This window comes from Methanobrevibacter sp. AbM4 (assembly GCF_000404165.1).
Taxonomy (GTDB): domain Archaea; phylum Methanobacteriota; class Methanobacteria; order Methanobacteriales; family Methanobacteriaceae; genus Methanarmilla; species Methanarmilla boviskoreani.
This window is the reverse complement of the sequence record NC_021355.1, coordinates 789,684-816,329: the sequence shown is the minus strand read 5'-3', so window position 1 is coordinate 816,329 and position 26,646 is coordinate 789,684. Positions and strand designations below refer to the sequence as shown.

Sequence of the window (26,646 nt, the reverse complement as noted above, 5' to 3'; positions counted from 1 at the left end):
TTAAAATAATCTTAAACATATTGTTTAATTTTACCATAAACAGATAAAAAACGAATTAAAACCATTTAAAATGGTTAAAAAAGCCATAGGAATTTCAAACTAAAATAGAATTAAATATCTATCAAAAGATAAGAGATATGATTTAAATCGCCAATAAAAATATAAAAAAACTTAATATGTATAAAATTTAATATATATATCGTAATCAAATTAATTTTATATTCTATAAATAATAGTTGATTTTTAATGATTTTAGTTAGAAATTAAAACAAAATTTAATTTGATTAAAAACCTAAAAGGAGGTGAAAAGATAAAGAGAAAAAGTTTGAATTATTATATTATCTTACTATTAATTATTTTATTAACATTAAATACAATAAGCACAATTAATGCAAGTAATAATACAGACCCCAATACTGGTGAATTATCGAGTAACCTAACAATTAACCATGACTATAAAAATTTAACTATTGAGAATAATTCAATTATAAAACAAAAACAGATAAAAGATATTTCAATTATAGAACAGAACCAATTAAATAATGATTCAAAATCTTTAGACAATACCAAAAATTCTAAAGAGAATATTAAAAAATCAATGAATATTGAAAGGAAAAATAAAGACAATAAAACAAGCAATATTTCTATAAAACCAACTAAACCATTAATATCCAATAATGATCATGCTGGAAAAACAATAGAAATTACAAATGACAATTACGAGAAATATTTTAATAAATATACTGGTTATTTATTATCTGATGATACATTTAAAGACGGAGATATTCTTAAAATAGGGAATGTTACTAATAGAGTCTTTAAATTAAATAAAAAACTTTATATCACAAGTATAAGTCCAAATGATATAATTAGAAATGGAGCAATATATTTATTAAAAGGTAGTGATGGTTCAGTAATTACTAAAATCAATATTCAAAACAAAGAATCGAATATTAATATCAATGGAGTAAATATTGGATTATACTATGGAATCTATTTAAACAATACAAATAACAACATTATTTCATTTAATAAGTTTAATAATACAGAATGTAACTTCGGTTTTGCATTCTATGCATACAATTCATCTTACAACAATATAATATACAATTCATTCCACACTGGAAACTCCCGTACTGAATCTACAAGTTGTTTAGTAATGGATCTCTCTAATTACAATAACATTTCATATAACAATTTAACAACAGTTCAGTCAAATTGTATTTATTTTAATCATTTAGGATGGATGGGAGCAACTGACGTATGTATTGGAACTTTAATTTCAAATAATTATATGTATAGTGAAATACCTTCCCAGATGTCCTATGGTATGCAAATAGTCTATGGAAAACATAATAATACTAAAGTTATTAATAACACCATTGAACATGTATCTGACGCTATTAATCTTGATGGAGAAAATGTTACCATAACAGGCAATAAGATTTTAGATAATACCGAATCAGGAATTGCAGTAAAAAACGGAGGAAACGCCCTAATAGAAAACAACACTATTTTAACCAATAGAAGTGTGTTAAAAGGTATAATATCCAATGTGAATAATACTACAATATCCAATAATTACATATCTATGAGCAATGGTGCATATTCTGCTATAGACGTTTATGTTAATAGCAGCTGTTATGACAACATTGTTAAATTAAATACCTATGGTATTGGTATTGTTACATTTAACAACAATACAATATTTAACAACACAATTATAAACAATAAAGACTCAGGAATACAATTTAACGGATCAAATAATAGAATCCATGAAAACTATATCGAAACAAATTCAAGTGGAATAAGTGCTAATAGCCCTCAAGTAAGAATTAAAAACAATACTATTCTGGCAAACACCATATTTTCCGATGGTGAAGGTATCTATACCAATGGTTTAATTTATAACACAACTATTGGAAACAATATAATTACCACAAACGCTACAGGTATAAGAAGAGAGATAACCGATAATAAAAGCGATAATCTATTTGATAATATTATTAATGGAATATTAACAGATCCAACGGCAATTACAATTAATGATAATAACTTCTACGATTTCTTTACAAAGGATGGATATTTAAATTACACATTTAAAGAACATGCAAACAGGGTCATAATCTTTGGAATAATAACTAATAAAAAAATAGTAATCAATAACAAAATGGTTTTAATGTCTAATATGGACAATAACTTTTTGTATAATGTTACAATTGACCTAGTTTCAGGTTCTGATGGTACCATTATTAAAGATTTAACCTTTTATAATTTAAACAATGATAAAGCAATTACAGTAAATAATACAAACAATATTCAAATAACTGGAAATAATATTACCCTAATAAACAACAATAAAAATAACCATATAAATGGAATCTCAATTATTAACTCAGATGACGATGAAATAGCAAATAACAACATATATATTGAAACCAATACAAAAGCAGATGGAATCAATCTATCAAATAATAGTAGTTCATTATTAATATCCAAAAACAATATTGTTATAAAATCATATGATGATGCTAAAGGAATATCCGCTGAGCTATTAAACGAAAGTAAAATACTTGACAATTACATTAATATTTATATTTTAAATAATTCAGGATACGGAGTTTACATTAATGGAGGAAATACCTCAAATGGTACTAACATTGATTCAAATAGAATTATCATAAAAGGAAACTCCAATGCATATCCAATATTTTTAAACAATGTTAAAAACTTTACAATCAATAACAATGACATTAACACCAAATCAGATAGTAGTAAAACTATCATAATTAACAACGGATCCCATGTTAACATCAATAAAAATCAGATTACTGCAATAATTAACAAGGAAAATGGAAATGATTCAATATTTAACATATCAAGAAAATCAAATAATATTCAAATAAATGATAACTCAGTTGATTCCAATATTAAGGATATTTTAAATAAATATAAATATTCTCTTAATGTTGATATAAAGAATACCAACTACATTATTGGAGATTATAATTTCTTAAATTATTTCACAAGCAAAACTAATGGAAGACTAAATGGTTTAATCAAATCAAATGATAAAATTTTATTTAAAAACTTATCAACTGTTGATTCATTCATAATCGACGTTCCATTAAATATAAGTTCTTATGATGGAAATTCAATTATCTCATCTACAATAATATTTAATAAAAACGGCTCTAATTCAATCATCTCAGATTTAATATTTAATCAAGTAAGAATCATATTGAACAATACTGAAAATCTTAAAATCTACAATAATATTTTCAGAATCAATAATACTAATTCCAGTCCAATAATTATAGTGGATTCTGGTTTAGATAACAATGTTTCAAGTAATGAAATTGTTTTTGATAATTGTTCTAATGTTGAGTTTTTAGATATTAAAGGTAGTAGAAATAGTGTTTTTAGCAACAACATTATTCAAGGAAATACCACTGGATTATTTACATTAATAAATAATGAAAATTCAAGAGAGACTAGAATTACAAACAATAAGATTGTGTTAAATACAGATTTAGTAAAATTAATCGAATCAGTTAAATCCAATAATACAGAAATAAGTTCTAATGACATTGAGATTCAAAACCTTAAAGGTTATGGATATTTCGGAAATAATACCATTAATGAAACCATTAAAGAAAACAATATTCTCATAATAAATAAACCATTAAACAGTAGCAATCTAGAGGATATAACCAAGGATTTAATAACTGGAAATCAAACTGGCATTTACTCTTTAGATTCCAATTCAATATTAATTGAATATAACCACATAGAGTCTTTAAATTCCGAAAATGATTATTGTGTATATATTCCAAGTGAATCAAGTAATACATATGTTAGATTGAATTATTTAGTAAGTGATAATAATAGAAAAACCGCAAATAGTGCTGTTTACTTTATTAATTCAAAAGTTTATGACAATAGCCCTTACGAAATCTACATTTCACCAAAAGGTAGTGACGAAAATGGGGATGGAAGTAAAGAAAATCCTTATAAAACCATTGCACGTGGATTAAGTAAAGGAATTAATAGCGTTATTTATTTAGATGATGGAGATTATTTTGAATCTAATTTAACTATACTAAAAAATATTACATTATCTGGAATAAACCCTGGAAAAGTAACAATAAACCTTAATCAAAGCCAATTATTTACAGTTGATAAAAATGGATCATTAACTGTTGAAAAAATTAGATTTATTAAAGGAAACTCAAGTAATGGTACAGTTTTCTTAAATAAAGGTAGATTAAATATTGTCAATTCAACATTTGAGGATAATAGTGCAACTAATGTAAATAAAACAGAGGTATCTGGTTTTGGTGGTGTAGCTACAAATTATGGAGATTTAAATATAATCAACAGTAGTTTCAGTAATAATATTGCTCATAAAGGAGGAGTAATTAGAAATTATGGAAATTTAATGGTAAATCAATCTAAATTTTATAATAACTCTGCTAGTGAAGGTGGAGTCATATATAATCAAGGAAATTGTAGTCTATACAATTCTAACTTTAATAAGAACACTGCTATTAATTCAACAAAATTCTGTATAACCTACAAATCACGTAACGAGGATGTAAGTAAATGTTGCAATCTTGGTTCAGGTGCTGTAATATTTAATATGGGAAATTCCTCATTAGTTATAAGAAATTGTAAATTTGATTCAAACAATGCAATTAATGGAGGAGCTATATACTTCAATGGAGGTTCAAATTCTACCCTTGAGATATATAATTCTACATTCAATAAAAACAAGGCTTCAAATAGTGGAGGTGCAATTGACGCATCTACAAATAATCTTATAATCAAATCTACAAACATTACCAAAAATGAAGCAAATAAAAATGGTGGAGGAGCATCCCTTTCATGCGATAATGGAATAATTGACAGTTCATCAATTATTGGAAATATTGCCAATAATGGAGGGGGACTCTATCTTTCAGGAAATATCACAATAACTAATAGTTTTATAAGCAATAACACTGCATCTGGAGGTGGAGCAATAAACTATAATGGAAATTATAGATATAATCACTTTACTAATCATGTCAACATTTTTAACTCAACTATAAATGGTAATCGTGGTTTAAATACAGGTGGTGCTATTCAAAGCGCTTACGGAAATATAAGTATTTCCAATTCCAATATTATGAATAACTTTGCACCTGATGACTCCACAATCAAATCATATAACAAAGATGTATTTGATGTAGATAATCATAATTGGTGGGGTTCTTCAAAAGGACCTGATGACTCTGTTTGGAGAAATGCAAACCTAGATAAAAGAGACTGGGCTAAATCTGAAGTTGAATGGTACAAGATCAATGATAACAGTAAAAGCCAAGATAATACTGGAGGAATTATACCTGGAAATAGTAAAACTAATACAAATTTACCTTCAGGTACAGGAACTAGTTTAATACCTAATCCTGGTTCTGGAAACGGTAACAGTGGTTCTGGAAATGGAAATGGAAACTCCGGTAGTGGAAATGGAAATGGAACCGGTAGTGGAAATAGTAATGGTGGAAATGCCAATGGCCAAGGTAGTGGAAATGGAGGAAATGGAAACTCCAATGGCCAAGGTAGTAGTGGTGCCAAGGGAGCAACCAATGGTCAAGGCCAAGGAAACGTTGGTGTTGACGGACCAAACTCTGGAGGTGCTAACCCATCAGGAGCAGGCAGTAGTTCTGGATCTTCATTATCCTCAGGATTGTCTAAAGCATATGAACTTACAAAAGAGGAATTAAAAAACAGCAAAAAAGTAGATCCAAATACATTAATATATGTGATAATTATGTTTGCAGTATTAATTTATATTGGATATAGAAAAGAAAAAAGAAACGATGATTATAAATGATTATTCATTTATTTCATCAATTTTTATTAAAATTAAAAGATTTATTAATCAAATATTAAAAGGGGATGTGAATTATTACGTTAAAAGCAAGATACTCTATTCTTCTATGTATAATATTTATAATAACTTTATCTATATCAGGAATTAGTGCTGTTAACAATAATGACAATAGTTCTAATTACATGGAACCCCATAATTCAACTACTTTAGAAACCAATAACACATCGATCCTAAGTAATGAATCAACAAACCATACACGTTTAGATGAAAATAATATAGCTTATGTTTCATTAAATGGTAGTGATACTTCAGGTGACGGTTCAAACAATAATCCTTATCAAAGCCTAGATTATGCAATTAATCATGTAGGTAACAATTCAACGATTTACCTTTTTGATGGAAGTTACAATATCAACGGCTTAACCATAGATAAAGATTTAACAATTAAATCAATTAATGGAAACGTAGTGATAAACGGATCTGGTAAGTTCATATTCAATGTTAAAGAGAATTCTAATTTATTATTAGAATCTGTTAATATTATAGATGGACATGGTGATGCAAATACTGAAAGTTCCTTTTATAATAGGGGTAATTTAACCATTATTAAATGTACTTTAACAAATAATACAGGGTTTGTATCTGGAATAAGCAATTATGGTACATTAACAATTAAAGATTCAACTCTTGATTTAAATAAGGGGGAAAATTACGAGGATATTGTTAATTATGGTAATTTATATGCAAATAATTCCAATATTTACAGAAATAGAATCTATAATTTTGGAAATATTGATTTAAATTATTGTAATATCCAATATGGATTAATATCAAATACAACAGAAAGTGGTAAACCTTCAAATCTTAAAATGAATAACACAATCCTTTTAAGAGATAGTTATTCGTACTTTGAAATTCTTAACTCCAATGGAGTAATAGAAAATTCAAAGATTTACGGTAATGAGTCATTATATAGAAATTACTTCTATAATTCAAATATTACTATTAGTTCTTCTTTATTTGAATCCATTATAAACTTAAATGGATTAAACAATCTTACAATTTCCTATTCTTCATTATACAAAGTTTATAGCAATAAACCTGAAAATGAGAAATTTGTTAATATTTCAAACAATTGGTGGCAAATTAATGAAATACCAGAAAATGATATTTTAAATAGTTTTAAACCTGAAACCTGGATAATTGCAAATTTTACATCAGAAACTCCTTTAAATAAAGGTGAAAACAATACTTTAGCAATAAATCTTTATTTAACTGATGGAAAGAATACTCGGGACATTCCTAAAAACATTAAAGTTATAGACATTAATGTTAAATTTGAATGTGAAAATGGTAAATTCAGCCCGGACTCCGGAATTATAAGAGATAATGTCTTTAAAACAAAATATAGTGACAATACAGAAGAGACTGTTATTTATGCTATTATTAATAAGGAAAGATTAAGTCTATTAATTGGAAAAGGATATACCAATTATAGCATTTATGTTTCCACAACAGGCCATGATGGTACAGGTAATGGTTCAGAAGAAAATCCATATGAAACCTTAACTAAAGCTGTATCAAAAGCTCTAAATGGAAATACCATTTATATTGACAAAGGAACATATGATGGATATTATAATAGCTTAATGAATATTAATAAGAATATAAACTTTAAAGCTTATAATGGACCAGTATATATTGAAACTTATGAAAGCAATTATATTTTTAAAGTTCCAAGATGGGCCAGATTAAGTTTGGAAGGTATAAACTTCTATTCAAAAGATAAAAGTTTTTCAAACAATATTATAATTTCCAGTGCAGGAAATATTAATATAAACAATTGTACATTTAAAAATATTTTAAGTGTACATACTATTTATGTTAGTGAAGATTACTTTAGATATGGAAGTTTAAACATCAACAATACATTATTTAGTAATATTGACGGATGTGCCATTTATGGAGTAGCTGATTTAAATATAAATAACAGCAATTTTATAGGGTTTAAACCATATGGTACCTTTTATCAGAAAAAAACCATTATTGCAACAAACAACAATCTAATAATCAATAATACACTATTTACAGATAGCACCGTCCCAGCAATTTACATTGGTAGTAATAACGGTGGTGGTGAAAATCTACTCATTAATAAAATCATAATTGAAAATTCAGAGATTAATAATGTCGATGGAAATACAAGCGACAACTATTACAATAAATTACCTGTAATAAACTTCAATAAATACTGTATAAATCCAATACAGATTAAAAATTGTAGATTTATAAAAAATCCTGGTACCTGTATAAAAGGTGGAAATTGCACTATTATTAATTCAAGCTTTATCTCTAATTATGGAGATAACATAATCATTAATAATTACTATAAATTTGAAATTTATAATTCCACATTTATTAACAATACTAACAATTACACCGGATTAGACTACAATAATTTAGGTACAATATTTAATGGAGGCACACTTGATGTTGAGAATTCAACATTCATAAATAATAGCGCATCCTATGGTGGAGCTATTTACAATACCAAAACAACCAACATCAAATATTCCATATTTATAAACAATACAGCAAAATATTTAGGTAATGATTTATTCAATAAAGAGGGAATGATGAATGCTTCATCTAACTGGTGGGGATCAAATCAAGGTCCAACCTCAGATAAGGCATATAGATTCCTTGGAGATTTAATCCTAGATAATTGGATAGTAATGACATTAAATATTGAAAATTATACCGGAGATAATTACACAGTTAAAGTGTCTTTAAATAAATTAACAAATCCTGAAGGAGAGGTCTTTGACAGTGAAAGTTCTATTCCGGATTCAAGAATAGCATACTTTAATTGTACCCATGGTAGTTTAGATCAGAAGATTGTCCCAATTATAAATGGAACCGGATATACTACAGTATATTCCAATCTTAAAGATAATGATGCCATAGTTTATGTTAATGTAGATAATCAGATATTAGACTTAAGAATAAGCAATAGAAGTACAAAGATATTAATTGATGATAATGTAGTTTATGGAGATAAACAAATAATCAATATAAGCTTAATCAACATTAACGGTTATAAAATAGCTAATCAAACATTATTTGTAAGCTTCATTAATTCTACAGGAGAAAATCAAGGAACATACAGACTTGATTGTAATGATACAGGTTCAGCAAATCTGGAATTAAATTTCAAACCAGATCTTTATCAAGTAATAGTAAGATATGACGGTGACAATTACTTTAAATCCAGTAATGCTACAGCATCATTACGTATATTAATATCCTCCACAAATCTTATTGGATATAATCAAATTTATTATGGAAAAAACAATGACTTTTATGTTATATTAAAGGATTCATTTAATAATCCATTAATGAATAAAAAGATTTACTTTGATGTAAATGATGGTAAGAACCATTATGCCTTTAGTACCAATACAGATCCAAGTGGAAGGGCAGATATCCAATTATCAATTGAACCTGGAAAATATGAAATTGCAAGTTCATTTAAAGGAGATAGCTGGTATACTGCATCAGGCATAACTCTTAATGTTACAATTTATGCAACTAATACAAAAATAATAGCAACAGACAAAATATTATATGGTTATGGAGACATTTACTCCTTTAAACTTTTAGATAATGAAAATAATCCAATTAAAGGAGAAAGTGTAGAATTAACTATCAAACAAGGAAATATAAGTCAAAGCTTTAAACTTATTACAAATGATGAAGCTAATGCAGAAATAGCTATTAACCTTTTACCAGGAGTTTATAATATTACTGCCTCATATAAAGGTAGCCAAAGTTATAGTCCTACAAAGGTAAACGCTAAGATAACTGTAGAGAAAGTAATAAGTAGAATTAACTCTGATCTAAATATTAACCTTACTAAAACAGATGGTTTAATCCAGATAAAACTTATTGATCTATACATGAGAGCAATAACTAATCAAACTGTAAGTATTACTATTTACATGGAAAACCAGAATTATACAATAAACACCACAACTGACGAAGAGGGAATAGGATACATTAAGACCAAATTAAATCCTGGTGACTATCAAGGTATGATAAGTTATTTAGGAAATAATTGGTATTATCCAACAGTTAATGGTATATCATTAACAAAAGATTTAGAAAGTAACAAAACAAGCAACATTAAATTAAATGGAACTGACTTTAAACAGTATTATGGTGAAAATAAATACTTTAACATTAGTCTTATTGACCCTAATGCTAAAACATTAAATGGTAAGAATATAGTTGTAAGTATTATCGGTAAATCTAGTTATAAAACATATAATTTAACAACTGACGTAGACGGTATTGTAAGACTAAAAATAGAATTAGAACCCGGAAATTACAATATTACATATAAATATGATAATATATACTATGGAATACATGAAACTGGTAAAAATTCAATTACAATACTTAAAACCCCAACAAGAATTATTGGAGAAAACATTACAATTAAATACAATAGTGGAGAACTCTATGAAATTACCTTAAAAGATATTAACAATAATCTACTTAAAAATGAGAAAATCACAGTAAACCTCGATTCCATATATGGAAACAAGAAATACAACCTAACAACCGATAACTATGGAATAGCTAGACTAAAAACAAATCTCAATATTGGTGAATATTACATTACAATGAAATACACTGGAGATAGTAGATACTTCAATAGTACCAATACTAGCAAATTAACAGTTAAAAAACCGTCAAGTAAGATTTCAACTAAAATAATATCTACAGATATGAAACAGGAATTCGTTTACTACAGAAATGGTGAAAGAGGAGGATACTTTAAGGTAACATTAAAAGATAAAAATGGAAAGATTTTAAAGAATAAGAAAGTCCAATTCTTCATCAACAACAAGAAATACATTAAGACAACTGATAGTAAGGGAATTGCGAAACTTCAAATAAACCTTGAAAAGATTGGAACATATACTATTTCAATTGGATTTTTAAGTGATAGTAAATATGATGCAAGCTTTGCTAGATCTAAAATTACTATAACTAAAAAGAGTACAAGGATATCCGCAAATACAAATACATACAAGTTAAAAACAAAATCCAAATATATAACAGTAACACTAAAAGATAAAAAAGGTAAAGTCATTAAAGGTAAAAAATTAAAAATTACTATTAATGGAAAAACCTATACAGCAACAACTGATAAAAAAGGAGTGGCTAAAATTAAAGTTACTTTGAATCAAAAGAAAACTTATAAATACTCAGCAATCTTTTCCGGAGACGGCAAATACTATAAAACCACAGGCAGTAGTAAGATAAAAGTTATTTAAATATTTTAAAAAGTGGTAAATTCCACTTTAATTTCTTTTTTTTTAAAAACTATTTAATCATATTTTATTAATTGAATTTTAACAATGACTAATTTTAATATTTTTCATAATGAACCTTAGATTCATCATATCTATCTTCAATAGCATATTCATGTTTCGGATAACCTAAGGCTACAAGTGAAAATGGAACAATATTTAATGGAAGGTCCATGGTCTCTTTTACATATTGAACCCTTTTTGAATCAGGATATAATCCCAGCCATACACTACCAATTCCCAAATTTGTTGCCTCAAGTAAAATATTTTCTGTAGATGCAGATAGATCCTGTGCAAACCATGGCCTGGTTTTCGGAACCTTTTCCAAATTTACCATGACTAATATTAAAGTGTTGGCTCTTTTTGCACATCCGGAATATTTACTCATTTTTGACAGTTTCTCAATATTTTCCCTATTTTTAACAACTAGAAATTCCCATCCCTGAGTATTACATGCTGAAGGAGCCTGCATAGCTGCTTTTAAAATGGTTTTAATTGAATCGTCATCAATTTCCTCATCAGTATAATCCCTTATACTTTTCCTTTTAAAAATAACATCATAATCCATAAAAATCATTATAAAATATAAATCATATAGAATATATTTTTTTCTAAAGATGAATCAGAAATTAAAAAAATAGCCTAATCTTATTAAAAACAGACTAAAATAAATAATCTTAAAAAAAATCTTTAAAACAATTAAAGAGCATATAAAACAACTCAATAAATAAAAAAAATATTAAAAAATAGCAAAGACAATTAAAAAAAATAGCCTATTAGAAAAGAATCTAATAAGCCATTATTATTTAACAATCATAATATTACTAAAAGTTCATTAAAATAAGATTACAGTTATATTTTAAATAAACTTTAGTAATTCAACAACAGAGTACTACTAAGATCAAACTAATCTTAGTTCTACAACTTTATCAAACTAAAAATAAATTAAAGAAACAATATTATGTTTCAATAACTATTTTTAATCGTCAACTACATTTTTCACTTCTGAATATTAAAATATTCAAGTCATCTGTCAGTTTCAACTAAAACTACAAGGTCCCTTTCTTGTTTACAGTAATTTTAGCTCAACAGTCAAATTTCCTTCTAGAATCTTAACAAATTCTAGTTCATCAATCAAATTCAATATTTAAATTCGTCAGTCAAAAATACAATTTAAATAAAAGCAATCTAGTATTTTTTAATTACTCCCCTGTAAATTTTTAAATCAACAGACAAAAATACAATCCGAATAAAAACATTCTAGTATTTTTTAATTACTCCCCTGTAAATTTTTAAATCAACAGACAAAAATACAATCCGAATAAAAACATTCTAGTATTTTTTAATTACTCTCCTTTAAATTTTTTAATCAACAGTCAAGTACTTAATATAAATTTTCCTAGTAGATTTTAATTACCTTCTTTTAAATTTATAATTCAACTATCCAATACTAAAAAGTATTTCCTTGATTATAAACTCACTAGTAGATTTTAATTACCTTCTTTGTGTTTTTAGCTCATCAAACATATCTAGAACAAAGTCTAGTTTCTTGATTTTATAAATTTAAAACAAATATATAGCATTCAAATTTAATCATCTAAATTTGGAATCCCAGTTATTCTAAATCCACCATATTTAGATTTATATTTTATATTCAATCCAATAAGTAATGGAGTAACTGCCTCGATTAATTGTGATTTTTCTAATGCACCTGCATCAATAACCCTTATTCCAGGTATTTTACCAATTAATTCTGAAGCAATATCTTTTGCTTCCTGATCATCACCTGCAATTATACAATCACAATCAATAGGTTCAGTAATATTTAAAAGTAAACTATTACTAATATTATTAAAAGCTGCAACAACTTTTACATCTTCACCTTCTAAAAGTGAAGCAGTTCTTTCAGCTGCAGATCCTTCGGGAAGTTTTAACAACCTTGAAACTTTTCCACCAATCGCAGTTTCAAGAGGCACGGTAGCATCAAGAATAATTTTTCCTTTTACATACGGTTTAATTGTTTTAAGTGTAGCACTTTGAGCTTGCAAAGGAACAGTAATTATCAAGATATTACCATTGTTTGCTGCATCTTCATTAGCCATTCCTTTAATGTCAACATCATAATCTTTTAATTCTTCAATTGTTTCTTTTACAATGTTTACGGCTTTTTCTTCTTTACGGGATCCTACAATAACAGATTCACCAGCAATAGCTAATCTTTTTGCAATACCTAAACCTTGAGGTCCAGTTCCACCAATTACACTAATCACCAAAGATTTATACCTCCCATATTTTTTTGAGTAAAAAAATTTTTTTTTACATCTTTTTACTCATCTACTCTATATTATATGAATAACTTATATTTTAAGTTTTCTATATGATTTCCTTCAGTGTTTTATTAAAAAATTAATGAAAAATTAGTCATTTTCAGTGAAAACATATACGGAATTAAAATTATTTCAAAAATTTTATATTTTAATTAAAAATAATATACAAACAAGCAATTAAGAAATATACCAATATCCTATACAATGATTCTGCTCATTAGTCTCTTAGATAGTCAATCTAGAAAATATTAATTACATCTTTTTCTAAAAAAAGTTACATTAAAAAGATACATTTATATTATAATATTATTAAAAGTATCAAATAAGAATTTTATACAATATTAAAAAATGTTTAAAGCTATTTTTTTTAAGGAATAATTTTTATGGCAGAAAGTTAACATGAAAAGGAAGAAAAAAATTGATGCGAGAAAGGAAAACACATATCACCAACTTAAGGAAAGTCTTTTCTTACTTCTAGAAGAAAAAACATTAGAAGAAATTAAAGTTATTGATATATGTGAAAAGGCCGGCATTCACAGAAGTACCTTCTATTATCATTTTAATGATAAATTGGAACTTCTTAAGGAATGCCTTAAAGAAACCGTAGATGAACTATACAAAGATGTAGAACTAAAAAATCAAGATAACCTATATGACTATTATGATATTTTGATTGATACCTATCTGGACCATGTTGAAAAACATGAACAATTCTACTCAAAGATATTGAACCTAAAAAATAAAAGCATTTCCAGTTTTATATTATATGAGATAATCTCAGAAGAAATCTATGATAATCTTGAAGAAATAGAATTAGAGGGAGTTAAATTTACAATTCCTATAAAAATAATTAGTGATTTCTTTTCCAGAGGCATACTAAAAGTAACCGATGGGTATCTCAATAATAAAGAGGAATACGATAGAAATAAATTCTCCGAGGATTTAAAACTACTACTATATCATCCATATATAGTTGACGGTGGTACCGAAATATTTTAAAATAGAAAGGTTATTTTAATATATTAGGGTGGTTCAAATTTAAAATAATCTTTTAAATAAATATAAATCAGATAATGAATATTTTTAATTAAATCAAATGCTTATTTTAGAAGTTAATATAATTACTCTATTTTTAAAAATCTTAAACAATAATTTATATTCTAAATTGAATTTACCACAAACTAATTTTAATAGAAAATTCCAGAAGAATAATTTAATATTATCAACTGAATTTTAAACTATTAACTTCGGAATATAATTATAATTCAAATTTATTAAAACAATCATTAATTTTAATAAAACCTTAAATCATCCACTTGTAATCTAAATCTAATTATTAAAAAACCGTCTCCATCTGAAAATGAGATATTTATGAAAATTAGGAAATAATAACTTTAAAAATAATTATTTAGATATTTATATTATAAAAGATAAAAATTAAAGTTAGATGTAAACTATTTTTAAAAAATTTATTTGTGGTTTGAATGGATTATAGAGGAATTTTAGATATTATAAAACCAGATACAGATGAGATAAATCAGATAGAAAAGATTTCATCTAAATTAATAAAAAGGATTAATCAAATTTGCAGAGAGGAGAATATTAATGCCGAGGCAGTTCAAGTTGGATCAGTTGCTAAAAAAACCTTTCTAAAAGGTAAATCAGATATTGATATCTTTATTTCCTTCCCATTAAGCACAGATATGAATGTTTTAAAAGAAAAGGGTCTTGAAATAGCTTATAAAATTAATGATGAATATAACGGAGAGTGCGATGAACACTATGCATCACATCCATACTTAACCTGTATAATCGAAGGATATGAAATAGACTTTGTTCCCTGCTATAAAATCGATGATGCCAAAGATATGAAATCTGCAGTTGATAGAACCATATTACATACAAGATACATTAAATCCCATATTAAAGAAGAACAGATTGATGAGATATTACTTCTTAAAAGATTTATGGACTGTGTAGGAGTTTACGGATCTGAATTTAAGGTAGGTGGATTTGCAGGATATTTATGTGAGATCTTGATTCTTAAATATGGTAACTTTGAAAACCTAATAGATGAGGTTTCAAACTGGAGATATGGAACCGTAATTGATTTAGAAGAATATGGAACATCAGAACTATTTAATGATCCTTTAATAGCCATAGATCCAACAGATAAAAATCGTAATGTAGGTGCGGCTTTAAGATCTGATAAAATGGAAGAGTTCATTAATGCCTGCCGTAATTTTAGAAGAAGCGAAAACAAGTTAGATTTCTTCTATCCCCTTAAAAAGGAAAACATTAGTAGAAAATCCATTTTAAAAGACTTTAACGATATTGGTGGAAAAACATATATTGTCGAATTTGAAATTCCGGAAGTTCCTGCAGATACATTATATCCCCAACTTAGAAAAACTGAGGAGTCTTTAAGTGAAAAACTTGAAGAGGAAGATTTTAAGGTATTTAAAAGTGGTTACTGGACCAATGAGAAAGACAAAGGAGTTTTAATATTTAACATGGACGTATATAAACTCAATAATATTAAAATCCATTATGGACCTAAGGTATGGGTAAAACAAGCTTGCGAAAACTTTAAAAAAGCTAACGGGCCAAATTGTTATTGTTTAAATGAATTTTTAGTAGTTAATAAGGAAAGAGAATTTAAGAACGCAACCGACTATATCGAATACATATTCAAAAGGGAGAATATTTCACATATTAAAATAGGTAAGAATCTTAAAAAAACTGCAATTAAAACATTTAAGATATATTTACTTGAAAACTATTTAAAAACATTAAACAAAGAAGATTCAAATGGTTTTTTAGATTATCTAGATGATTTTCTACATCCAAGCCAACATACAAGAAGATAAATGAAATTATTTTCTTAATTTGAAAATTAAAATAGAATATAAATTTTTTAATCAGGACTATTTACTTTAAGACTTAATTAAAAAAAAAATAAAAAATAACTACTCAAATAAAAAAAATAGCCAAAACGGGACCTTTTAAAAAATTAAAATAATAATATTTTTAAATTCTAAATATTATCTGAATAAATTTTCTTTTAAAAAAAAACGCTATTTTTAAATACCAATTATTTATCTGGATGAGACTCATCTTTACGTTCATATACGAATTTGGGAACTGCATATTTTAAAGGATCAAATGTTTCCCTATCTTTAACCTCCACACACTTCATACTAACCTTTGAATGTAGAGAGCTTGGAAGTCTTAAAATACGTTTAATATCAATTGATACCTTTGCATCTATGGTGGATAGATTAACATTAGCCATGGCTTTTACAAGATTATTATAACGTCTTGGACCTATATTTAATCTAAACATGCCCCAATTATCATCATCCAATAAATATCTGAATTTAATTATATCCTTCATTAATTTTTTATTAATTCCATCAATTTCCTCATTACCTCTAAGATGTTGAATGTTATATTTCACCCGATCTGTAAAGATTTTGTTGTATCCGATTGGTAATGCAAAGTGAGGAATGTTTAAAGTACTTGCAGCCTCTCCGGGGTTTGGATTTGGAAAGGCAGATTTAGGAACCGTAGCACCTGCCACATATTTTAAAACCTCAGAACGTAGGTCACTATCTGCAGTCATCATGTCAGGATCCAATATTCGTATATGGTAACCCCTTCCAGAGTAGATCAGATGAATGTTTTTAAGTCCCAGATTAGAATCCAAAGTATCAATAAGATTGTTTACGATTTCTAGTGATTCAGCCAAACATACCGGACATACCTCACCTTCCCTACAATCACATGAACGTATTGGTAAATCCTTTGCATCTACATCAAATACATATTCTGCCTTTTGCCAATCTTCCCTAGCTCTTGGATTGATATAATAGGCAATAGAAATATAAGCCGCAAAGGGAGCCTTGCTTCGCAGAAATCTTCTTAGAATATCCGGATTTTTAAAGACCTTATATCTGTCATTTGGTCCCTTACCATAATGGTCAAAACCAAATTCCCTTCTTGGAAGCTCATCTGTAATAAAACTTGGTAAGTCTTTCAAGGACCACTCTTCCCTATAAAATTCCCTTCTTTCACGAATACTAGATTTACCAAACATTTAATCACCTCCAGTTGAAGATTCGGAATCAATTTTTCCTTCCTTTTTAAGATTCCATTTAGCCCTTGTATAATAGGATAATGGATTTGAAATCCCTTTACATCCTTTATCCTTTTTACATAACTGTGGAAGATGAATCTTAACCTTTTCACAACTCATAGGAGTATACCATTTCGTTTCTCCCTCATGTTCCAAACTAACTTCATTATGCATTCCAAAACCAAGCTTTGATATAATGTTTATTTTCTCCTGTGGCTGGTCCTCAAATAATGGAGGTGTACAATTATCTGCAGCCTCAAATATCAAAGGCAATATCTCATTTTCGGTGATATTTAGATTCTTATCTATATCTGATACCTTAACATTAGCACCCTCATTAGCAAATATTGCAGGATATAATCGTGCATATGATACAAATGATGTTAAAAATAATACGATTGCATCATTACGGCCACCGGAGGATACACCCTCCAATGTTGATTTAATACATGGTGGAAAGGCTTCTTTTACTAGTTTTCCAATTTCCATAAAACCGGAATTGTTATTTACACTAGCGTAGAATTCACTATATTTAGTCATCTCCTCATCAATTAATTTTTCTATCTCATCAGCCAGTGTTTTAATACTTGGGTGAATGTTAACAAATTCAATATTGTCCTGAATCCTTTTAATATATTCCTCGGTTTCCTCCATGACAATATTTTTTAAAACCTCTTCCTTTACATTATCCCCTACAAGAACATCATAGATAGTATCAATAGAATAATCCTTTAAATATTCATCAAAACGGGAGACAAACTCATCCTTATCAAGAACAACCTCACCGTCATCAATTACCAAATCAGTAAGTGATAATTTACGACTTGATAAGATATCCTTTAAAAACGTCCATTCTACCGTACCTGAAACCATAAGTTCAGATAATACATCATTTACAATCATTCTTCTTTCATTTAAAAGCAATCTTGAAAGTCTTTCCTCAATAATGGCACCTTCAGATTGAATAAACAACCTCATCTCACAGGAATTATAATTAAATTTATATGCTATAGCCTGAGAACTCAAATGGAATGCAATAACATCATAATCCGTTATATCGTCATTAAATAAATAGGAATAATCATGAGAATCGTAATTTTTATTATTAGATTTTTCAATATACCAATTAATCCTTTTTAAAACTAGATCTGATATTTTTTTAGGTAATTTTGAATCATCGTCAAGATTTTGATTATTTGTACTGCTAACAATATCCAATAAATCAATATCCTCATAGAAGACAGACTGCAAATCTGACTTTCTTCTAACAATCTCTTTACCAGTATCAGATAAAGGATTTAAATATGCTATTTGAACCATGAAAATAAATCTATTATTTATATAATAAAAAATTATTTATTAAAAACAAAAGTTTAAAGAAATGATTTAAAAAATAATATTCAAAAGCAATAAAAGAAATCAATCAAAGACTTGGAATATGAAAATAAAAATCAGGACTTTTTTTTTAATAAACAGATTATATTAATAAAGTTTAGATGAAAATTTTTTAAAAAAATAAAAGTTTAAAAAAGATAAAATCAAATATTTTTATGCAATATCTATTAATATTTTTAAAATATTTTAAAGTATACTTTTTTTAAACATTTAATTAAAGGAATAAAATAATGATAATTTCCAAACAACTATCTAAAGAACTAAATATTAGACCTCAGCAAAGTGAGGCTGTTATAAAACTAATTGATGATGGAAACACAATACCATTTATTGCAAGATATCGTAAAGAAGCAACAGGTTCCCTTGATGATACTGTTTTAAGAAAATTCAATGAACGGTTAAACTATTTAAGAAATCTTGAAAGTAGAAAGGAAACAATTATGGAAAGCATCAAAGAGCAAGGAAAATTAACCTCTACTTTAAAAGATTCAATTGACAAAGCATTAACCCTTGTTGAACTTGAGGATTTATACCTACCCTATAAGAAAAAACGGGCAACACGAGCAAGCAAAGCACGAGACAAAGGTCTCGGACCATTATCTGAAATCATACTTGATCAGGATATTAATGAACCGGTTGAAAACATTGCAAAGGATTTTCTAAATGACAAGGTTAAGACCATTAAAGATGCAATTAAGGGTGCGATGGATATTATTGCAGAGGACATTGCAGAAAATGCTAAATTTAGAAAAAGAATACGTGATGATACTTATAAGAATGGAGACATTTCAATAAAGGCCAAAGATGATAATGTTGAATCCGAGTATGAGATGTATTATGATTATGATGAATCCATATATGACATTACACCTCACAGAATCCTTGCAATTAATCGTGGTGAGAAGGAAGGTATTTTAAAAATCAAAATCGATACCGATGACGATGAGATTAAACAATATATTGCAAACCATACAATAAAACCAAATAAATACACTGATGAGATCATAGAGGATTCCATTGACGATTCATATAAAAGACTTATCAAACCTGCAATTGAAAGGGATATACGTTCTATCTTAAAGGAAGAGGCTGAGGATAAATCTATTAAAGTTTTCTCAAAAAACCTTGAACAATTACTTCTTACAAGCCCAATCGAAAATAAAACAGTTTTAGGATGGGATCCCGCATTTAGAACAGGTTGTAAAATAGCCATTGTGGATCCAACTGGAAAGGTATTAGACCACTGTGTAATATATCCAACGGAACCTCAAAATAAGGTTAAGGAAAGTAAAGAAACAATATCAAAACTCATTGAAAAATATAATGTTGATTTAATAGCTCTTGGAAACGGTACCGCTTCAAGGGAATCTGAGCAGATCATTGCAGATATGATTAAAGAATACAATCTTAACTGCCAATATGTTATTGTATCCGAAGCAGGTGCTAGTGTTTATTCTGCAAGTAAACTTGCAGACAAGGAATTTCCGGATTATGATGTAGGTGCACGTAGTGCAATATCCATTGCAAGAAGATTGCAAGATCCACTTGCGGAACTTGTAAAAATAGATCCCAAATCCATTGGTGTAGGACAATACCAACATGATATGAATCAGAAAAAATTAAATGAATCATTAAGTGAGGTTGTAGAAAAGGTAGTAAATGACGTAGGTGTAAACCTCAATACTGCATCACCTGCACTTTTATCCTATGTATCAGGTATTTCAAATACAGTTGCAGGAAACATTGTTAAATACAGAGAAGAAAACGGGGAATTCACAAGTAGAAAAGAACTTAAAAAGGTAAAGAAATTAGGTCCTAAAACATTTGAACAATGTGCAGGATTTACAAAAGTACCGAATTCTAAAAACCCGTTAGATAACACCACCGTTCATCCAGAATCATATAAGGCTACCGAAAAGCTATTGAAACAATTAGGTTACACTTTAGATGATATCGGTCGTAACGATTTAAAACTAGATAATCTTGACTATAAAGAACTTTCCTCTGAATTAGGTATTGGAGAGATAACCTTAAAGGATATTGTAAAGGAGCTTAAAAAACCAGGCCGTGATCCCCGTGATGAAATGCCCGAACCAATACTTAGAAACGATGTGCTGGAAATGAAAGATTTAAAAGAAGGAATGATTCTTAAAGGTACAGTGAGAAATGTAGTCGATTTTGGTGCATTTGTAGATATTGGAGTTCATCAAGACGGATTGGTCCATATCTCAGAACTTGTTGAAGATCAATTTGTAAAACATCCACTAGATATTGTAAGTGTCGGGGATATTGTAGATGTTAGGGTTTTAAGTGTTGATTTAAATAGAAATAGAATTAATCTATCTATGATAATTTAAATTAAATCACAATCAATTTATCCATAATCATTCAAGTCACCATTAAATTTCAAATAAAATAGAACTAAGTCATTTATGATAAGTTAAAAAAGTATTTGGGATTTGAAATAAAAACAAAGACAAATAATAAGAAACTTGGATTAATAAATAATAATATTTAAAAATTATTTTTTTTAAATTTATAAAAAATATAATTATTCTTATTAATTTTTTAAATGAAACCCTAAATTTTCATATTTTTTATTTTTAATAGAGTTAATAAGCTGTTTTTCACCATATTTAACAAAACATATTTTTTAAAATTAATGTGTAAATATGAATCCAAAAATTTTTTAATAAATAAAAATTAATATTACTAAAATCAATTGAGTATTTTATAATAATTAAAACTATATATAACTGGTTTAAGAAATATAAAAATATTATATAAATTTTTAATTTATTTACTATTAATTTTTATAAAAAACTTATTTCAAATCAATTAAAGGAGAAAATCAAATGGCAAAATATTTTGTATCTACAGCACTTCCATATGCTAATGGTCCTTTCCATTTAGGACATCTAAGATCAACTTATTTACCTGCAGACATATTTTGTAGGTACCACCGTATGATTGACGACGATGTACTTATGGTTGGTGCAACAGATGAACATGGAACTCCTATTGCAGTACAAGCAGACAAGGAAGGTAAAAAACCTATTGATATTGCAACTAGATACCATGATATGATTGTGAGAGATATTAAATCATGTAATATATCACTTGATAATTTTTCACGTACTACAAATCCACTACATTACAAAATATCACAGGATTTCTTCACTTACCTTTATGAACATGGATATATGTATAAAAAAACCATTGAACAATTATACTGTCCAAATTGTAAAAAATTCCTGCCAGATAGATATGTGGAAGGTACATGTCCAGTTTGTGGTGGTGAAGCAAGGGGAGATCATTGTGAAAATTGTGGTAGAGCATTAGAGACTACAGAACTTTTAGAACCTCATTGTTTAACATGTAATACAAAACCAATTATTAAGGATTCAACTCAATATTACTTTAAACTTAGTGAATTTGAAGATGTATTAAGAGATTACATTGAAAATAACGATAAATTACCTAATAATGTAAAAAATTATACAATAAACTGGATTAATGATGGTCTTAAAGATTGGGTATACACCCGTGATATGGACTGGGGTATACCTGTACCACTTGATGAGGCCAAAGGCAAGGTAATATATGTTTGGGGAGAGGCTTTTATAGGTTATATCTCATCAGCAGCAGAATGGTCTAGAAAAGATGGAAACCCTGCATGGGAAGACTACTGGAATGATAATGCCATTCATTTTATTGGAAAGGATATTATCTATCACCATACCATATTTTGGCCAGCCATGTTATATGCACATGGTTGTAAAATGCCAGATTCCATTTTTGCAGGTGAATTCTTATCCCTTGAAGGACGTAAAATGTCTACAAGTAAAAATTGGGTTGTTTGGGTCGATGATTTTGTTAAGAAATTCGATGCGGACTTACTCAGATATTATTTAACAATTGTAGCACCTTTAAATAAAGATACCGACTTTAGTTGGGATGATTTCCAAAGAAGAAACAATGATGAACTTGCAGATGTAGTTGGAAACTTCTTACATAGAACAATTACATTTACAAACAAGAACTTTGATGGAAAAATACCTGATTATAAATTCCCAAGTCAAGATGATTTAGAATTCATTAAATTAATCAAGAAAACACCTAAGAAAGTAGGTGAACATATTGCAAATATGGAATTTAGGGATGGTCTTGTAGAAATAATGAAAACATGTAAAGCGGCTAATAAATATTTTAATGATCAGGAACCTTGGAAAGCTGTTAAAGAAAATCCAAGAAAAGCTAAAAACTGTCTTTACCTTTCAAACCAATTATGCCAATCACTTGCAACATTACTCAAACCATATATGCCAACTAAAGCAGATGAAATAGCTAAAATAATGAATATGGAATCAAGTGAAGACTGGGCTAATGCAGGTCATTTCCTAGAGGTAGGACATTCAATCAATAAAGCAAAACCATTGTTCAAGAAGATTGATGACGATGTAATATCTAAGGAGAAAGAGAAACTATATAAAAATCTTGAAAAATCTGAAAATAAAGATAAAAAAACCAAAAGAGGAGATAAAATGAGCGAAGAAATGATTTCAATTGATGATTTTGATAAAATAGTAATGAAGATAGGACAAATTAAAGAAGCTGAAAAGATTGAAAAATCCAGAAAACTATTAAAATTACAAGTAGATATTGGGGATGAGACTAAACAAATCGTCTCTGGTATTGCAAATGAATACAAACCTGAAGATTTAATTGACAGAAAAGTAGTTGTATTATGTAATCTTAAACCTGCAAAACTCTGTGGTGAAAAATCAGAAGGTATGATTCTTGCAACCGAAGAAGCAGCAGCACTTTTAGGTGTACATGAAGACTGTAAAGTCGGCGAAAGAGTAATGTAAATAATCCTTAATTGGATTTTTACTATTTTTTTAAAACACTTAATAAAAATTAAAAATCTAGTTAACTAATAATTAGATTTAAATAATTAAAAATATTAAACTATAAATTTAGAAGAGTAAATTTTATTTTTAAATAAAAGTTTGAAAACAAAATAATAACTTACTTTAAAGTCTATAGGCGGCAATAGATTTTATAAAAGTCCTCACGGTGAGTTAATGGATTCAAATAGATTAATTACAAAAGCTGAAGAATATCTAAAAAAAATATCAGAAGAACAAATAGAAACAAGCAGATTATCAGATTTTGAATATTTTAAAAAAACATATGACAATTTAAATAATCACTTAAACATTCTTCAAGAATTTAAAGAAACTATGGATACACAGGGTTATACATCACCCTACAGATCACTTAGTAAATATGGTATCAGTACTGTAGCAGATGTAACTGCAGAGGAAGCATCAGAAACACATAGACACAACCAATACTTCAGATTAAAAGCATCTGCAAAGAAAAACATTTTAGATAGAGTCAAATCAGCCATTGATGCACATAAAATAGCATTAGGTAATCTAGAAGAATATGGATTAATTCACTGCAAGAATTGTAATAAAACCTATAGAATTGACAATTATAAAGCAGAATGTGATTGCGGTAAAACAGAATACTCCTTTTCCATCAATAAAAACGGCAATCATAGAGTTGACATTATTCCATACCTCCCCCTTGCTGGAGATTATATGGTAAAAATGAGTGAGTTAACTAAGTGGGGTAGGGAATCCTTTAAGAAAGTCATCAATATGCTGAAACAGGAACGTAAAGGTTCTGTAAAAACAGTATCATTAATTATTCGTTATAGAGAAGATAAAAAATTAATCAGAAAACGAGTATCTCTTGGTTCAGACTATGTAAATAGCTATGAAGAGGAAATTAGAAAAAGATATGGAAAAAATGTGCGTATTGAAGCTTTACAATTTCATAGAACCAAACCTGCAATAATTGATGATAAGAATACAAGAACCGCCCTGGCCATTGGATATGTTAAACTTGCAGAATTAATTGCAAATAGACATAAAGATGAAATTCTCAAAGAAAACATCAAAGATATTGATAAATTAAATAAATATGATGAAATTGTAATTAATGCAAAAACTGCAAATCCAGGATTTTTAGATGAAACAGATTCTATAGAAGCATGGAGAGAAGAAAAAATAGATGCTGATTTAAAAGATGCAAATCTCAAATATGGAAATGGAGATTTAAACAGAACACTAGAAATCGATTTAAGAAATAGGCAGTTACTTGAAAAATCTGTCTTCATTAATATTGCACCTTCCCTCATTCTATGGGACATTTTCAAATATTACCTTACAAGTTCTAATGACAAACGTAAAAGACAAAGTGGACCTTTCCCATACATACGTAGTGAAATAGATCGCCAACAACGTAAAATTTTCCAAATAACATTTACAAAAGCTATCGAATTACTAAACAAGAAGGAACATGAAAATATTCTTCCTGTAAAGGAAATGGATTTGATTTTACATAAAAAGTTCAAATTGGAAGAGGAACTTAAAAATTCCAATCTTAAAGTCAATTATCAGGCACTTGGAGCTGCAATGATTTATAATGAAGGAACTATTCCTATAGAGGAATGTGCTAAAAGCTTTAATTTAGATGTTAAAGATGTTAAAAAAGAATCAAAGAATATTGAAAACATTGCAAAACCAAAAAATGATAAAAGTAAGAAATTTTTAGAATTAATTAAAAGCTAATTAATTTCTATAAAATTCTTTTAAACACTATTTTTAAAATACAATTTAAAATTTATACCACCTATTTATAGATTTTAAATAAGATTTTATATCTAAATAATTTGTAAATCATGATATTAAATGAACATATCAATTTATCCCTATTTTTAAAAGCAATATTAAAAGGTTAAATTATTATATTATAACAATTAATAATTTCTTATAACTTAGACAAACTTTTAACAAATAAATAATTTTTAGGGTCATTTATGAGTGATGAAGACAATAATTACAAGATACATATTACAGAGGCCTTAAGTTCTAAAAAGATTATGGAACTTATTAATGAGAACCCTGAACTTAAGTTGATAACATGCTCCAAAAGCCTATATGATAGAATTCCGGAAAAATATTTGAATGCACTTGAGCAACTAGATATAAATGTTGAAATCGAATACAAACAAGGTGCAAAACCTAAATTCTCCAAAGAGTTAATTGATAATGTAATTGAGCTTAAAAACAATGGATATAAAGCTGCGGAAATATCCGATGAGGTAAACATTAAAACCAAACAAGTCTATTATATTATTGAAAAATACTCAGATATTAAATTAAAGGGATATAAAAGTAAATACCCCGATGAGCTTAAAGAAAAAATCAGACAAATGAAGAGGGATGGACTTAAAGTCCAGAACATATCCAAGGAAACTGGAATACCAATAAGATCTGTATATTACATTTTAAATAAAAAATGAATAGTTTATTCTAAAAAATCATTTGATATTTACACCATAACAATTCAACCAACAAACCTATGGGATTACCTTAGAAATTGAGAAAATTATTTTTTTTAAAGATTATTAATTAAAATAGAATTTCACCAACATAATGATAAAATATT

12 protein-coding genes are annotated in these 26,646 nt (G+C 27.6%); 8 read left to right on the top strand and 4 right to left on the bottom strand.

Annotated elements, in window-relative coordinates:
* Window positions 1-325: 325 nt before the first annotated feature.
* Window positions 326-5,878, top strand: a complete 5,553-nt coding sequence (locus ABM4_RS03255) for a right-handed parallel beta-helix repeat-containing protein (protein ID WP_048200810.1) — start codon at window positions 326-328, stop codon at window positions 5,876-5,878.
* A gap of 182 nt (window positions 5,879-6,060) precedes the next feature.
* Entirely contained in the window at window positions 6,061-11,223 is a 5,163-nt protein-coding gene (locus ABM4_RS03250) for a collagen binding domain-containing protein (protein ID WP_016358247.1), read from the top strand.
* Between the two features lie 94 nt (window positions 11,224-11,317).
* Here ABM4_RS03250 and ABM4_RS03245 read toward each other — a convergent pair whose 3' ends face one another.
* Both ABM4_RS03245 and npdG read right to left on the bottom strand, forming a co-directional pair.
* Window positions 11,318-11,827: a nitroreductase family protein gene (locus ABM4_RS03245; protein ID WP_016358246.1), complete on the bottom strand. Its 510-nt coding sequence runs from the start codon at window positions 11,825-11,827 to the stop codon at window positions 11,318-11,320.
* Window positions 11,828-12,848: 1,021 nt separating this feature from the next.
* Entirely contained in the window at window positions 12,849-13,532 is a 684-nt protein-coding gene (npdG, locus tag ABM4_RS03240; protein WP_016358245.1) for an NADPH-dependent F420 reductase, read from the bottom strand.
* A gap of 453 nt (window positions 13,533-13,985) precedes the next feature.
* On the opposite strand from npdG, the gene ABM4_RS03235 reads away from it, so the two are divergent.
* Window positions 13,986-14,585, top strand: a complete 600-nt coding sequence (locus tag ABM4_RS03235; protein WP_016358244.1) for a TetR/AcrR family transcriptional regulator — start codon at window positions 13,986-13,988, stop codon at window positions 14,583-14,585.
* A 485-nt stretch (window positions 14,586-15,070) separates the two neighbouring features.
* Window positions 15,071-16,456, top strand: a complete 1,386-nt coding sequence (cca, locus tag ABM4_RS03230) for a CCA tRNA nucleotidyltransferase (RefSeq protein WP_016358243.1) — start codon at window positions 15,071-15,073, stop codon at window positions 16,454-16,456.
* A gap of 224 nt (window positions 16,457-16,680) precedes the next feature.
* On the opposite strand, the gene priS is transcribed toward cca, so the two are convergent.
* Together priS and priL are read right to left on the bottom strand one after the other, a co-directional pair.
* Window positions 16,681-17,685: a DNA primase catalytic subunit PriS gene (gene priS, locus ABM4_RS03225; RefSeq protein WP_016358242.1), complete on the bottom strand. Its 1,005-nt coding sequence runs from the start codon at window positions 17,683-17,685 to the stop codon at window positions 16,681-16,683.
* Window positions 17,686-19,044 (bottom strand): DNA primase large subunit PriL, encoded by a 1,359-nt coding sequence (gene priL / locus ABM4_RS03220; RefSeq protein ID WP_016358241.1) that lies wholly within the window; start codon window positions 19,042-19,044, stop codon window positions 17,686-17,688.
* A gap of 308 nt (window positions 19,045-19,352) precedes the next feature.
* Here priL and ABM4_RS03215 point away from each other — a divergent pair, with 308 nt between their 5' ends.
* The 4 genes from ABM4_RS03215 to ABM4_RS03200 all read left to right on the top strand — a co-directional run bounded on the left by ABM4_RS03215 (window position 19,353) and on the right by ABM4_RS03200 (window position 26,500).
* Complete coding sequence (locus ABM4_RS03215; protein WP_338093127.1) at window positions 19,353-21,476, top strand: Tex family protein; 2,124 nt, start codon at window positions 19,353-19,355, stop codon at window positions 21,474-21,476.
* Window positions 21,477-21,956: 480 nt separating this feature from the next.
* The gene (gene metG, locus ABM4_RS03210; protein WP_255349077.1) at window positions 21,957-23,990 is read left to right on the top strand and encodes a methionine--tRNA ligase; all 2,034 of its coding nucleotides are present in this window, start codon (window positions 21,957-21,959) and stop codon (window positions 23,988-23,990) included.
* 216 nt (window positions 23,991-24,206) lie between these two features.
* Window positions 24,207-25,766: a DUF530 domain-containing protein gene (locus ABM4_RS03205; protein ID WP_016358238.1), complete on the top strand. Its 1,560-nt coding sequence runs from the start codon at window positions 24,207-24,209 to the stop codon at window positions 25,764-25,766.
* A 248-nt stretch (window positions 25,767-26,014) separates the two neighbouring features.
* On the top strand, window positions 26,015-26,500 hold the full coding sequence (locus ABM4_RS03200) for a hypothetical protein (RefSeq protein ID WP_016358237.1): 486 nt from the start codon (window positions 26,015-26,017) through the stop codon (window positions 26,498-26,500).
* Window positions 26,501-26,646: the final 146 nt, after the last annotated feature.